The sequence below is a fragment of the Paramuribaculum intestinale genome (assembly GCF_003024925.1).
Classification (GTDB): Bacteria; Bacteroidota; Bacteroidia; order Bacteroidales; family Muribaculaceae; genus Paramuribaculum; species Paramuribaculum intestinale.
The window spans coordinates 1-13,720 of record NZ_PUED01000064.1 but is presented as its reverse complement, the minus strand read 5'-3'; the positions used below and the strand labels follow the sequence as shown (position 1 = coordinate 13,720).

Here is a 13,720-nt window from a genome sequence, read left to right as displayed (position 1 = left end):
TTGTAATACGGTATTATGACAGATATTTCCGGTCGGCTCATGACTTGATAACGTTGTGAGGCCTCTGTTTATTGTTGCGCGATGGTTGGGTGTGGAATGGACGATAGCAGAGCTGCTTGTTAAGAATGTGTTATAAATATAATTAAATTAAGTTAATTAATAGTTAATATTGAATCGCGATCCCTCCCGGATGCATAAAAAGAGGCGAAATAGAGCTATTGTATGGAAAATATGTTGTAACTTTGCATCACAAAGCAGTCGCGGAGGAGGCCAGAGAGCTTCCTCCTTTTGTTTACGGCTGCGGATGAATATCAGTCAACGAACCCAATCGACAATATGATAGACAAGAATCAACTGACGCTTACGGTCGAAGAGGCACTCCGTGACACGGATCTGTTTCTGGTGGATGTAAGCGTCACGCCCGACAACCGTATAACGGTGGAGATCGACAGTCCGGAAGGTGTGGATATCGACACCTGTGTGGCGTTGTCGCGCAAAATCGAGGCGGCGTTTGACCGCGAGGCCGAGGATTATGAGCTGGAAGTGGGGTCGGCCGGGCTGACCTCTCCTCTGAAGGTCAAGGGACAGTATGACAAGAATATAGGCCACGAAGTGGAGGTGATGTTGCGCGAGGGGGGCAAGAAGCTCTGCGGTGTGCTGCAGTCGGTGAGCGACGATCTTTCGGAGATCTCTCTGCTGACAACCCGCAAGGTGCGTCCCGAGGGCAAGAAGAAACCCGTGATGGTGGAGGAAACCGTCACCGTAAAGCTCGCCGACACCAACCGTGTCACTCCGGTGATCGACTTCAAGTGAGCCGCGGGTTCGGAATCAATATTATAGACGACTTATTTACAATAAAATAAAACCACACAAGATATAAACCGGTTATGGCAAAAAAAGAGGAAACTCCCAATCTGGTGGCATGTTTCGCCGAATTCAAGGAGCTCAAGAATATCGACAAGATCACGATGATCAACGTGCTTGAGGAATCGTTCCGCAATGTGCTGGCAAAAATGTTCGGCACCGATGTCAATCTCGATGTGATCCTCAACCCCGACAAGGGCGACGTGCAGATCTTCCAGAATCTCGAAGTGGTGGAGGACGGCACTGTGACCGATCCCAACCTGCAGATCGGACTGACCGACGCAAAGGCCGATCAGGATCCCGACGCCGAGATAGGCGACGAGCACACCCGCGAGATATTCTTCGCCGACTTCGGCCGCCGCGCCATACTCACCCTTCGCCAGACGCTCCAGTCTAAGATACTCGATCTGCAGAAAGAGGCTATCTACGACAAATTCAAGGAGCTTGAGGGCGAACTGGTCACCGGCGAGGTTTATCAGACATGGTCGCGCGAGACCCTGCTGCTCGACGACGACAAAAACGAGCTGCTACTCCCCAAGAGCGAGTCGATCCCCGGCGACTTCTTCCGCAAGGGTGAGACAGTGCGTGCCGTGGTGTCGAATGTCGACAACAAGAACAACAATCCCAAGATCACCGTCAGCCGCACGAGCGAGAATTTCCTTCGCCGCCTGTTTGAGCTGGAGGTGCCCGAGATCCACGACGGACTCATCAGCATACGTGCGGTGGCACGCATCCCGGGTGAGCGCGCCAAGATTGCCGTGGAGAGCTACGACGAGCGCATAGATCCCGTCGGAGCCTGTGTCGGTGTCAAGGGATCGCGCATACACGGTATCGTCCGCGAGCTTCGCAACGAGAATATCGATGTGATCAACTACACATCCAACCCCTCGCTGTTCATACAGCGTGCGCTCAGCCCCGCGCGGGTGTCGACAATCCGTATCGACGAGGAAGAGAAGAAGGCCGAGGTGTTCCTCCGTCCCGAAGAGGTGTCGCTGGCCATCGGCAAGCAGGGTCTGAATATCAAGCTCGCATCGATGCTTACCGGATATGTGATCGACGTCTACCGTGAGAGCGACGAGGTGCAGGAAGAGGATATCTATCTCGACGAATTCAAGGACGAAATCGATCCCTGGGTGATCGAGACCCTCAAGAATATGGGACTTGTCACCGCCAAAAACGTGCTTGCACTGTCGCGTCAGGAGATTATCGACAAGGCCGATCTCGAAGAGTCGACCGTCGACCAGCTTCTCCAGGTGCTCCGCGCCGAATTCGAGGATCTGCCCGAAGGCGGCGACGAGGCTGCGCCCGAAGCCTGATCGGCGGCGCGACTGACAACTCTCCTCAAACCAACAACAAAAACTGTCAAAACATTATATGGCGAGAACGAAAATAAGTAAAATAGCAAGGGACTTCAATGTGGCCCTCCCCACACTGATCGACTTCCTGCGCAAGAAAGGCATCACCATCGAGGATAACCCCAACGCACGTGTCGACGACAGCGTGCTCGATATTATCGTCAAGGAGTACCAGACCGACAGGGTTCAGAAAACCAAGAGCGACAATCTCTCGGGCGACCGTCACGGCAAGACCAAGGAGCGTCAGCCCGAACAGCGTCAGGCTCCGGAGATAAAAATCGAGGCCCCGGTGCAGCAGGGACCCAAGGTCGTGGGACACATCGATCTCGACTCGCGCAAGCCGGTGGTGACATCGCCGTCGGCAGAGGTGGCCGAAGAGCCTGTCAAGAGCGCTCCGGTCGAGCAGAGCAACGCTGTGGCCGAACCGGCGGCCGAAAATAAGAGCGCCGAGCCGGTAGCTTCCATGACCGAAAAGAAGCCCGAGGCAGAGCCGGCCAAGGTCGAGCCTGAGACAAAGCCTGAGGAGCCGGCCAAGCCGGAGCCTGTGGCCACTGCGAAAGTGGCCGCAGAGGAGGCCGACAAGGCTGAGACGAAGCCTGAAGCCAAGGGTGAAGCAGCATCGCCGGCGGAAGAGCCCGGCAAAGAGGCTGCAGCGTCAGAAACCGATGGAGTGTTCAGCCCCAACGCCCGTCCGACACTTAATATCAATGTGGTCGGCAAGATCGACCTGTCGGCTATCAACCAGTCGACACGTCCTCGCCGTAAGAGCAAAGAAGAGAAGCGCAACGACCGTATCGCCGCCGGTCGTCAGGGCCAGGGTGCTGCCGCAGGAGGAACGGCAGCCGCAGGCGACCGCAAGAAGCGCAAGCGTAACGGAGGAAAAGAAAAAATCGATATAGAGAAGACCGCCCAGCAGTCGGCTCAGAACGGAGGCGGACAGCGCCAGAACCAGCAGAAGGGCGACCGCGACCGCCAGCGCGGGCGCGACCGTCAGCGTCATGGCTCGCAGTCGCATTCGGAAGTGACCGAGGAGGATGTTCAGAGGCAGGTCAAGGAGACTCTCGCCCGCCTGACCAACAAGGACAAGGGTCTGAAGAAATCGGCCAAATGGCGCAAGGAGAAGAAAGAGATCAATGCCGAGCGCGAACGTGAGGCCCACGAACTGGAGGCCGCCGAAAGCCGCGTGCTGAAGCTGACAGAGTTCGTTACCGCCAACGATCTTGCCTCGCTCATGGATGTGCCGGTCAATAAGGTCATAGGCACATGTATGAGCCTCGGAGTGATGGTGAGCATCAACCAGCGTCTTGACGCCGAAACGATCAATATCGTAGCCGAGGAGTTCGGATTCGAAACCGAGTATGTCTCGGCCGAGGTGGTCGAGGCCATCAATCAGGAGGAGGATTCGGAAGATCAGCTTGTCAGCCGTCCGCCGATAGTCACCGTCATGGGTCACGTGGACCACGGCAAGACATCGCTTCTCGACTATATCCGCAAGGCCAATGTAATCGCCGGCGAGGCCGGAGGCATCACGCAGCATATAGGCGCCTACAACGTGAAGCTTGCCGACGGACGTCATATCACTTTCCTCGATACCCCGGGTCATGAGGCATTCACCGCCATGCGTGCCCGAGGCGCGAAGGTCACGGACATCTGTATCATCATTGTGGCCGCCGACGACAACGTCATGCCGCAGACCATCGAGGCTATCAATCATGCTTCGGCTGCCGGAGTGCCTATCGTGTTTGCCATAAACAAGATCGACAAGCCCGCCGCCAATCCCGACAAGGTGAAGGAGGAGCTGGCCAACATGAACTACCTCGTGGAGGAATGGGGTGGCAAATACCAGTCGCAGGATATATCGGCCAAGAAGGGTATCGGAGTCGAGGAACTCATGGAAAAAGTGCTTCTCGAGGCTGAGATGCTTGATCTGAAGGCCAACCCCGACCGTCGTGCCACAGGTTCCATCATCGAGTCGTCGCTCGACAAGGGCCGCGGATATGTGGCTACGGTGCTCGTGCAGAACGGCACTCTCCGTGTTGGCGACGTGATCCTGGCCGGAACCCACTTCGGCCGTATCAAGGCTATGTTCAACGAGCGCAACCAGCGCATCAAGGAGGCCGGACCCTCGGAGCCGGCCCTGATACTGGGTCTGAACGGCGCTCCGACAGCAGGCGACACATTCAATGTGATGGAAGCCGAATCGGAGGCCCGCGAGATCGCCAACAAGCGCGAGCAGCTCCAGCGCGAGCAGGGTGCGCGTACCAAGAAGATCCTCACTCTGGAGGATATCGGCCGCCGCCGCGCCATAGGCAATTTCCAGGAACTGAATATCATCGTCAAGGGCGACGTCGACGGTTCGATCGAGGCTCTGAGCGATTCGCTTATCAAGCTCTCCACTGAGGAGATACAGGTCAATGTGCTCCACAAGGCTGTGGGCGAGATATCCGAGAGCGATGTGACTCTCGCCGCCGCTTCCGATGCCATCATCATCGGTTTCCAGGTGCGTCCGTCGCAGGCCGCCCGCCGCGAGGCCGAGCGCGAGGGAGTGCAGATACGCCTCTATTCGGTCATATATCAGGCTATAGAGGAGGTGAAAGACGCCATGGAGGGAATGCTTGCGCCTGAAATCAAGGAGGAGGTGATCGGTACGGCCGAGGTGCTTCAGACCTACAAGATTTCCAAGGTGGGCACCGTGGCCGGATGTATCGTGCGCGAGGGCAAACTCAAGCGTTCGTGCAAGGTGCGCGTGATACGTGGCGGCATTGTGCGCCACACAGGCGAGCTTGATTCGCTAAAGCGTTTCAAGGACGATGTGAAAGAGGTGCTGTCGGGTTACGACTGCGGTCTGAATCTCCACAACTACAACGACCTTCAGGAGGGCGACATGATAGAGGCCTTCGAGGAGGTGGAAGTGAAGAAGACGCTTTGATAGCACATATCAACATCGGATCGAATATCGGCGACCGTCATGCTCTCATAGGGCGGGCGGTCGCTGCCGTTTGCAGCCGTTTTCCCGGGGCAAGGGTGAGCCGGGCGGTGGAGTCGGAGCCGTGGGGATTCGAAAGCGACAACGCTTTTGTGAATGTCGGCATGATGATAGACTGCGACCTGCATCCGGAAAGTCTGCTCTCGGTGCTGCTCGAGATAGAGCGTGGTGTCGGTGGCGGCGCGTCACACCGCGACGCATCGGGCGGATATGCCGACCGCCTGCTCGATATAGATCTGATCGACTACGGACGTATGGTGTATGTCAGCCGCCGGCTCACGCTGCCTCATCCCCATGCTGCCGGACGGCGCTTTGTGATGGAGCCTCTGCTTGAGCTTGAACCTGACTATCGCAGCCCGCTTGGATAGAAGGCTGTGTCGGAGTGTCCGTCCGGGGTCAGATAACCGGAGAGACTGATTAATATGACAGCGATAGCGCGTCGACCCACAGTGTGCTTCCTCTGTAAGTGGCTGTGACAGGATCGGCTATGGTTATTACCGATGCTGTCTCTTCATCGATGGTGCCCACTGCTGTAGATGAAGCGAGAAGTACTTTGATTTTTGTGGCCTTGACTCCGGGCACTGTGTAGCTCAGCGGCACGGTAAATGCCGTGTAGCCTGTGGCGGCAGGCAGCGCTGTCTCGGCTTTGGCTATGGTGATTTCTGCGCCGTCGGACGATATGCCGGTCACTTCCACTCTGACAAATCCGCGCTCAGCGGTGGCGGTGGATCCCGGCAGATATTTGTAGAATCCGTTCAGTGCCATAGGTCGTGAGGCGAATTCTATTCCCTCGTCGTAGGTTTCGGTCATTGTGGCCGGGTCAAACCGGTATGATCCGAGAAACAGACGTCCGGCCGATCTGTGTGCAGGCCGTGGAATATTGCGGCTATAGTCTGTGTAGGGGGGATCGGGCTGCCGGTAATCGGGAATCTCAGGTCCGTCGATATCCCATCCTACGCTTTGTATGCGAACCCCGTAGGAATTGAGATAAGCGTCGAGTACCGACTCGGTGGAGGGCTGCATATACCAGGTGTTGTGCCGGGCTGCATCCATGCAGAATGTCTTTGCGTTGACGTTGGCCCAGCTCTGGGGGGCTTCCTGTTTGATGTTTGCGTGGTTTTGCCTGTTGAAGATGCCGACGATGGTCTGCGAATACCGGCCACCGCTCGGCAGATTGCGGTACTCAACCGATTTTCTGCGTTCCTCGAAGTCGGCGTTGGGGAGTTGCTGGGCTTTTTCGGTGGTGATATCGACCGGTGCGGTGAAGTCGGCATTGCCGCGCGGCTGGGTCAATACTGTAGCACGCAGTGTGTAGCGGGTGTCGGCTTTAAGTCCGGTGACGGTAATCACGCCGTTGTCTTCCATTCGTGCCAGTTCGATTGTAGGCACGCCGTTGGCGTAGATCGAGGCGTTGCGGGTGATGTACGATGTCAGTCCTGGATCAGATGACTCGATCATTACCACAGCACTGTGGGAGAATGCGTCGACGCTGATATTGAATTCCGGCGCTCGCCGGCGTATGGAGGCTGTGGCCTTGACCGCACCGCAATACATTATCCGTGATCCGATGTCGGACTGTCCGGCCGGAACGTCGAACGTTATCGTCGCGCTGTGGCCTCCGGCTCCGGGTGTCCGGATCGTTTCGGCAGGTGCGGTCCACTGTCCGTCATCGCCGAGAATCTCTACCGCCACGTCGTCAAGCGAGGCTTCGGCAGGAAGCGATATGCGCATGGTGCAGCTGTCGATCCCCATGACGGCCTCGCTCACTTCGATCAGAGTCACATCGACACCGCCAAGTTCTACGGCGAGTATGGCCGGTCGGGATTCTATATTGGTGCGTGTGCGTGCCTGTAGCTGCAGCCGGTGCTGTGTTATGCCCTCTGCCAGCCGAAGATTCGGCACCACCTTGGTGAAATCGACTGTAAGACTTCCGTCGGCCGAACTGACTAATGCCAGACCGAACGAGCGCATTGCCGCCATATCGCTTTCGGATGCCTCCATAAGGTTTATTTCAGCCGGCCATCCTCCGGCGAGCAGCGTGGGTGAGTTGGTGCTCAGGAAAAGCCCGCTCAACAGTGAGGCAGCGTCGACTGTGGCGGCTATGCTGTGGTCGGGCACTGATCCTTCGGTTATGTGCAGCGGCGATCCGTCGGCAAATCCCTCGCAGTGGATTTCAGGCGCTTTGGCGGCAAGAAGCGCCGGCGTCAGGCGTATGGTGACGTTGTCGGTCGATATCCGTTCGTCAAGCGAGAGCGTTACAGCCGGCACATCCGGGTTGTCGGTCGAAAGTGTGAGAGTGGCCGTGTAGCAGTGGCGCGGCAGTGCGTTCTTGATGCAGGTCATATATACGGAGCAGCTTCGTCCGTCGGCAAGCGTCAGGTTCAGACTCACATCGATGTCGCCCGGACGAAGGAATACGTAGCGGGTTTCATCGTGTGAGAAATCCACATATCGGCCTCCGTGGCTGTGGAATGTCACCGAACAGTCGGCGAAGTATTCGCTGAATCCGCTTGTGAAGTCGACGTCGAGCATGGTGTTGGCGAGCGTGCACACCACTTCGGGCTGCGCCTCCTCGCCGCCGTTGAGTGTGAATTCGGCCGAGCCTGTGAAATATGGGCAGTCAAACCCCTCGGTCATGTCTGATCCGGAGTAGACATCGAGGTTGTATTTTCCGGCGAGAAACGGCTGGTCGACCGGAAAATCGGCCAGTGACGCCCATGAATGCGACAGCGAACCGTCGGCGGTGGCGAGTGTGCTGCTCATCTCTTCGGGCAGAGGCGCTGTGCCTACTGTGGGCTGCGACGGGCCGGCGTTGTCGTCATCGATAACGGTCGGATCAATGGTGACTATGGGGTGTATCATGCCGCTGTCGTTGACTGGCGATGACGAGTCGGACGCACAGCTGCCGAGTATCGTCAGCGTGATGGCAAAAAACGTGGTGAGGATGAGGTGTGTAAGAGTATGATGGTGTGTCAATGCGCGTGAGGGTTTTATCAAAAGTCTGTAAAGTTAACAAATATAGGTTAACCGAATTTGTGGCGCGCGCTTAAATATGGTTAAATTTGCACTTTCATTATTTTGAGAGTTACTTAGATACTTGACTTATGACAAAACGTATTGTTGCAGTGCTCCTGCTGGCCATGTCTATATGCGGTGTGGCCGATCTGAGCGCGCAGACTGATCTCCGCAGCCTGATCGGAGGTATTCTCGGGACCAAAACGGCCATCACTCTGGAGTCGGTGGCCGGAACATGGAGATACGACTCTCCGGCAGTGACTTTCAAGTCCGACAATCTGCTGAAGAAGGCGGGTGGAGCGGCGGCAGCGACGGCTGTCGAAAAGAAGCTTGAGCCATATTACAAAACGGCCGGATTCGACAAGGCGGAGGTGACATTCTCGCCCGACTCCACTTTCACCATGAAGCTCGGACGGGTAAGTCTCGGCGGCATAGTGGAGCCGGCTCCGAAAGATTCCGACGCCACGATGACTCTCAGCTTCCGACTTGGCGGCAAAGTGCCGATCGGAAGCATGGACGCTTGCATAAAGCGCAACGGCAAGAATAGTATCGATCTGACTTTCGACGTGTCGAAACTTATATGGATCGTCGATAAGGTAGCGGCCATAAGCGGCAGCTCCTCGGCGCAGGCCATGTCGAAGATACTCTCTTCGTATGAGGGTATAACGGCAGGCTTCACCCTGCGTCCGGCGGCTGCGAAATGAATAAGTTCCGGACGTAAGGTGAAGCCTTGAGAGAAACGGTATATTATCTGAGCGTCGAGAGGGCGGCTTTGTAGTCGGGTTCGTGGGTTATCTCCCCTACGAGCTCCACGTATTCTATTTTTCGGTTTTTATCGATTATCATGACTGCGCGCGCAAGCAATCCGGCAAGCGGGCCGTCGGTCATCATCACTCCGTAGTTCTGGCCGAACAGCGGCGAACGGAAAGCGGAGGCGAATGTCACGCCGTTGATCCCCTCGAGTGTGCAGAATCGACCCATGGCGAAGGGTAGATCCATCGACACGCACACCACAGCCGTATCTTCGAGCTTGGCGGCCTCTTCGTTGAAGCGGCGCACTGACCGGGCGCACACCTCGGTGTCGAGGCTCGGGAAGATGTTGAGCACGATGCGTTTGCCTGCAAAGGTGTCGAGCGAGCAGTCCGATAGATCGGGTGCTGTCAGGTGGAATGCCGGCGCGGCCTGCCCGACAGCGGGCGGTTCGCCGTAAGTGTGGCAGGGTTGTCCTTTGAAATAGATAGTCTGCATAGTTTTTGTGTAGTCATTATATGGCATGGTGGCCGGCCGGTTATTGGCCGGCTACCGTCGTTTTCTGTATAACGTCGGCGGCAAGGTTATTGTTGAATCCGACTATGATGTCGGCCACGCGGCCGTCCTTGCGGCAGATGAGTGCTGCGGGCAGAGTGGCCGCGCCGCAGTCGCGGGCGAGGCCTCGGGCGCTTATGAGTGTGGTTTCGCCGAGTCGTGCCGGCCCGGTCAGCGACTCTATGGTGTCGGCGTGGTTGCCGGTGAACGCCCATATTATGTCGGCTGCAAAGGGAAGCTGTGCCACCCCCTGGCGCACGGCGTCGATAAACTGCCCGGTGAAGCCCCCTTCGGGATCAAGCACCACTATCAGCGTCGGGGAGGCGAAGCGGTCGGTGGCAAGACGCGAATAGCGTTCGCCGGTGAGCGTCGGCAGGGCGAATTCCGGCATCGGGTTGCCCGGCAGGCTCTCCACGCGGAAATTGCTGCGGCGATAGTTGGCGAATACGTCGGGATAGGTTGCGATAAGCTGCTCTTCGGTCAGGGCGGGGCATCCGGCTGGATCTCCGACGGTAGCCGTGAGGTAGTCGGCGTCGACAGTCTGCTCGCTGACGGTGCCGGGGGAGTTCTCATAGTGAAGCCTGACCGGAAGCAAGGTAGAGCAGTCGAATATCATCTCGGCTTCGGAGGCCGTGCGCTCCTGGCCTTCGAGATGCCTCACCGCCCTCAGGGCTGTGCGGCTTATGCCCCCTATGATAGTGTCGGCGTTCAGTGTCATGGTGCATGACGGATCCTTCGCCAGGTTTTCTATCTCGTCGGCAAGAAGTGTCGGTAGCAGGGAGGCGAACTGTGCCGTGCGCTGCACTCCGTCGCCTTTCAGTCCTCCGATCTCGCGTGGACGGAAAGCCATCGAGTCGGCTTCGTAGTGGTATTCCTGAAGCCGACGGGATGAGTATCGGTAGTGGTTGCCTGAGAAGTAGGCCGAGAAGCCGCGCGAGGGTTCGTCGCGTCCGGTCAGCTGCCAGTCGATGACGTAGGAGCATGGGAGCAGCTTGTCGTCGGGAGCGGGGATCTGCCGGAGAGCCACTTCGTAGACCACATCGTCGGAGAGCTGCGGCATCCCGACGGTGAATCTCACCGTATCGTTGTAGCACTGCGCGGAGCGCAGAGCCGTGAGAATGCGTTCAATCCCCCGGACTGCGTTGTCCGGGGGAGTAGGATTGTCGGCTGACGCTGAAGCGAATGCGATAGCTGTGGCAGCCGCCGCCAGCGGCAATCGGATTATCCCTTTCATAAATAAACAAACAGTTGAAAATATATTAGAGCATGGATAAAACGAGATCGTTTTCTGTCATTACAACGTCGGCCGGCCCGAAAGTGTTTTGCCGAGTGTGAAATAAATCGTCGCGAAGGCCGTTATGACTATGATGAGCCTGAACCGGATCCATATACCTGTAGTCAGCGACAGCCGCGGCTCTCTTGCTTTCATCGAGCAGGGGGGGGCGGTGCCGTTTGTGCCGTCGTCGGTATGGCTTGCCTCCGTGCCGTCGCGTTTCGACGGCTGCGGGGCGGTAGTGGCTCTGCACGGCTCTGTCACTGTGGGCGGCAGCCTGACCATCGGCGATCCGTCGGAGGGTGTGCTTTTTTCGGACGGCTGCGACATAGTGGTGTCGTCAGGCGGTGTGGCTCTTGTGGTGGGCGCCGACGTTTCGGGGGGCATCGGTGTGCCGTTTGCCATGAAGCGTGTCTATTATATCTGGAATGTTCCGTCGGGCCGTTCGCGTGGCGATCATGCCCACCTGCGCCAGCGCTCTCTGCTTATGGCGGCCTCGGGCAGTTTCGATCTGACCACCGACGACGGCTCCGGCAGCCGGCTGACCCGACGGCTCGATGTGTCGTCGGGAGCTGTGGCCGTTGATGCGTCGCAGTGGCGCGTCATAGAGCGTTGCAGCGCCGATGCCGTTGTGCTGGCGGTGGCTTCCACACCTTATGATCCGACGGATTATCTATATGACTATGAGCAATTCATCGAAGTGCAGCGAGGAGCAGTCGCCCCGCTATCCGTTTCTTGATCTCGCGGCTGTCAACGCTCCCTGTGCCGGGCGGCTTGCCGAGGCGGCCTGCCGGGTGATAGAGAGCGGGCGCTATATCGGCGGCGAGGAGGTGGAAGCTTTCGAAGGGGAGCTTGCCGCGCTTGCCGGCACGGATTGTGCGGTGGGCACGGGCAACGGCTACGACGCCCTGCGCCTGATTCTGCGCGCGTGGGTGGAGATGGGACGTCTGCAGCCGGGCGACGAGGTGATCGTTCCGGCCCACACGTTCATAGCCTCCGTTCTCGCCGTGAGCGACGCCTCGCTCGTGCCCGTGCCGGTCGATGCCGATCCGCTGACGATGAATCTCGACACTTCGCTCGTCGAGGCGGCTCTGACGTCCCGCACCCGCGCCATAATGCCTGTGCATCTCTACGGTCGTGTGTGCTGGGACGATACTCTTGCTTCTCTGGCCGCTTCGCGAGGGATGCTTGTGGTGGAGGACTGCGCCCAGGCCATAGGGGCGCGCTCTGCTGTGGCCGGACTTTCCGGCAGCTGCCGTGCGGGTGCGCTGGGTCATGCGTCGGCCATAAGTTTCTATCCCACTAAAAACGTCGGCGCGCTGGGCGATGCCGGAGCCGTGCTGACTTCCGACCGTGAGCTTGCAGCCACGGTCAGGGCGCTTGCCAATTATGGCTCTGACCGCCGCTATCACAACATATATGCCGGAGTCAACAGCCGGCTCGATCCGATACAGGCTGCCATGCTGCGCGTGAAGCTCTCGTGTGTGGCCGAGGAGAATGCGGCGCGTTTTGCCCGCGCCATGGCCTACGAGCGCACCATATGCCGTGCCGACCTTGTCAGGCCGCTGATGTCGGATTCGGTCACCGACTGTGTGTGGCACCAGTATGTGGTGCGCTTCACCGGCCCGTCGCGCGACCTGTTCCGCCGGCGCCTGCTCGAAGCCGGAGTGGCAACCGATGTCCATTATCCGGTGCCGCCCCATCTGCAGCCATGCTATGCCCGGCGTCAGCTGGCGCGCACGCCGCTGCCGGTGGCCGAAAGCATCTGCCGTCAGGCCGTGAGCCTGCCGATAGCCGGTGCTCTGACCGTGGCCGACGCTGCCGCGATAGCCCGTATCATCAATGATCTGGAGATATGAATGCCGCGCGGATAACGATGCATCGCTATGCTCCCGATATGGCTGCGGAGTGGAACGATTTTGTGGCGCGGTCAAAAAACGGCACTTTTCTGTTCGACCGCCGCTATATGGACTATCATGCCGGACGGTTTGCCGACGCGTCGGTCATATTCCGTTGCGCAGGCCGCCTCGCGGCAGTCATGCCGGGCAATATCGAGGGGGATCTGTTCCACTCCCACGCCGGACTCACCTACGGCGGACTGGTGACCGACAGCCGGGCTACGGCCGAGGCGGTCGTGGCGATGATGCGTATGCTCGCCGAGGATCTGCGTGCCCGGGGAGTGCGGCGGATGATCTATAAGCCGGTGCCGTATATCTATCACCGTATGCCGGCTCAGGAGGATCTTTATGCGCTGTTTGCCATCGGGGGCGGCGCCTCCATAGTGGGGCGCAGCATATCGTCGGCCATAGATCTCGGTTCGCCTCTGCCTATGTCGGAGGCGCGCCGGTCGGGGATACGCAAGGCGTTGCGGGCGGGGGTGGAGATAGTGCGCTCGGCCGATTATGCTGCGTTCTGGAAGATACTGTCGGAAAATCTGCTGACGCGCCACGGTGCTGTGCCGGTCCATTCGCTGGAGGAGATCACCGCTCTGGCACGTATGTGGCCCGACAGGATCGCGCTCCACGCCGCCATGCTGCAGGGGCGTATGCTCGGGGCGGCGGTGGTCTATGTGACCGACCGAGTGGTTCACACGCAATATATCTCCGCATCGCCTATCGGTAAGAGCCTCGGAGCGATCGACCTGCTTATCCACACCCTTGTCAGCGACACTTACAGTCGCATGCCCTACTTCGACTTCGGCGGCAGCACCGAGCAGATGGGACATCTGCTCAACGGCGGCCTGATATTTCAGAAAGAGGGCTTCGGCGCCCGCGCCGTCTGCTACGACACCTACTCCCTCGCTCTCTGAGGCTTTTTTTGTGACTAATAAGGCTTATAAGACTAACCGAGTCCTATAAGTCTATCATAAGTTCTATAAGTCTATCATATAGGAGTAGCCTGTGCTGTGATCTTCCGGATAAT

Annotated in this window: 11 protein-coding genes; 8 read left to right on the top strand and 3 right to left on the bottom strand. The window is 58.1% G+C overall.

The features are described from left to right. The first annotated feature begins 336 nt into the window (after positions 1–336). The 4 genes from rimP (at position 337) to folK (ending at position 5,573) form a co-directional block, all read left to right on the top strand. On the top strand, positions 337–813 hold the full coding sequence (gene rimP, locus C5O24_RS06380; RefSeq protein ID WP_107036017.1) for a ribosome assembly cofactor RimP: 477 nt from the start codon (positions 337–339) through the stop codon (positions 811–813). 74 nt (positions 814–887) lie between these two features. After that, complete coding sequence (gene nusA / locus C5O24_RS06375; RefSeq protein WP_107681588.1) at positions 888–2,180, top strand: transcription termination factor NusA; 1,293 nt, start codon at positions 888–890, stop codon at positions 2,178–2,180. 58 nt (positions 2,181–2,238) lie between these two features. Continuing rightward, entirely contained in the window at positions 2,239–5,148 is a 2,910-nt protein-coding gene (infB, locus tag C5O24_RS06370; protein WP_107681587.1) for a translation initiation factor IF-2, read from the top strand. Then, complete coding sequence (folK, locus tag C5O24_RS06365) at positions 5,145–5,573, top strand: 2-amino-4-hydroxy-6-hydroxymethyldihydropteridine diphosphokinase (RefSeq protein ID WP_161553826.1); 429 nt, start codon at positions 5,145–5,147, stop codon at positions 5,571–5,573. Before infB ends, folK begins: the two co-directional genes overlap by 4 nt. 49 nt (positions 5,574–5,622) lie before the next feature. Here folK and C5O24_RS06360 read toward each other — a convergent pair whose 3' ends face one another. After that, positions 5,623–8,181 carry a DUF4493 domain-containing protein gene (locus C5O24_RS06360; protein WP_107036021.1) on the bottom strand — a complete coding sequence of 853 codons (2,559 nt, stop codon included), beginning with the start codon at positions 8,179–8,181 and terminating at the stop codon, positions 5,623–5,625. A gap of 128 nt (positions 8,182–8,309) precedes the next feature. Between C5O24_RS06360 and C5O24_RS06355 the strand changes: the two genes are divergently transcribed. Next, positions 8,310–8,924 carry a lipocalin-like domain-containing protein gene (locus tag C5O24_RS06355; protein WP_107681586.1) on the top strand — a complete coding sequence of 205 codons (615 nt, stop codon included), beginning with the start codon at positions 8,310–8,312 and terminating at the stop codon, positions 8,922–8,924. Between the two features lie 43 nt (positions 8,925–8,967). Here C5O24_RS06355 and tpx read toward each other — a convergent pair whose 3' ends face one another. Then, entirely contained in the window at positions 8,968–9,468 is a 501-nt protein-coding gene (gene tpx, locus C5O24_RS06350; RefSeq protein ID WP_107681590.1) for a thiol peroxidase, read from the bottom strand. 40 nt (positions 9,469–9,508) lie between these two features. Further along, positions 9,509–10,759, bottom strand: coding sequence for a hypothetical protein (locus C5O24_RS06345; protein WP_107681585.1), 1,251 nt, complete (start codon positions 10,757–10,759; stop codon positions 9,509–9,511). Between the two features lie 124 nt (positions 10,760–10,883). Here C5O24_RS06345 and C5O24_RS06340 point away from each other — a divergent pair, with 124 nt between their 5' ends. The 3 genes from C5O24_RS06340 to C5O24_RS06330 are packed head-to-tail and all read left to right on the top strand — an operon-like array spanning position 10,884 to position 13,607. After that, a complete protein-coding gene (locus C5O24_RS06340; protein ID WP_107036025.1) occupies positions 10,884–11,537 on the top strand; it encodes a WxcM-like domain-containing protein in 654 nt (217 codons plus the stop codon). Continuing rightward, complete coding sequence (locus tag C5O24_RS06335) at positions 11,482–12,657, top strand: DegT/DnrJ/EryC1/StrS family aminotransferase (RefSeq protein WP_107681584.1); 1,176 nt, start codon at positions 11,482–11,484, stop codon at positions 12,655–12,657. The genes C5O24_RS06340 and C5O24_RS06335 overlap by 56 nt, the downstream gene beginning before the upstream one ends. Further along, positions 12,654–13,607: a GNAT family N-acetyltransferase gene (locus C5O24_RS06330; RefSeq protein ID WP_240604917.1), complete on the top strand. Its 954-nt coding sequence runs from the start codon at positions 12,654–12,656 to the stop codon at positions 13,605–13,607. Before C5O24_RS06335 ends, C5O24_RS06330 begins: the two co-directional genes overlap by 4 nt. The last annotated feature ends 113 nt before the right edge of the window (positions 13,608–13,720 follow it).

Coding starts and splice junctions, on each gene's coding strand:
- rimP (WP_107036017.1), top strand. CDS start 337: ATGATAGACAAGAATCAACTGACGCTTACGGTCGAAGAGGCACTCCGT.
- nusA (WP_107681588.1), top strand. CDS start 888: ATGGCAAAAAAAGAGGAAACTCCCAATCTGGTGGCATGTTTCGCCGAA.
- infB (WP_107681587.1), top strand. CDS start 2,239: ATGGCGAGAACGAAAATAAGTAAAATAGCAAGGGACTTCAATGTGGCC.
- C5O24_RS06355 (WP_107681586.1), top strand. CDS start 8,310: ATGACAAAACGTATTGTTGCAGTGCTCCTGCTGGCCATGTCTATATGC.
- tpx (WP_107681590.1), bottom strand. CDS start 9,468: ATGCAGACTATCTATTTCAAAGGACAACCCTGCCACACTTACGGCGAA.
- C5O24_RS06345 (WP_107681585.1), bottom strand. CDS start 10,759: ATGAAAGGGATAATCCGATTGCCGCTGGCGGCGGCTGCCACAGCTATC.
- C5O24_RS06340 (WP_107036025.1), top strand. CDS start 10,884: ATGACTATGATGAGCCTGAACCGGATCCATATACCTGTAGTCAGCGAC.
- C5O24_RS06335 (WP_107681584.1), top strand. CDS start 11,482: ATGAGCAATTCATCGAAGTGCAGCGAGGAGCAGTCGCCCCGCTATCCG.
- C5O24_RS06330 (WP_240604917.1), top strand. CDS start 12,654: ATGAATGCCGCGCGGATAACGATGCATCGCTATGCTCCCGATATGGCT.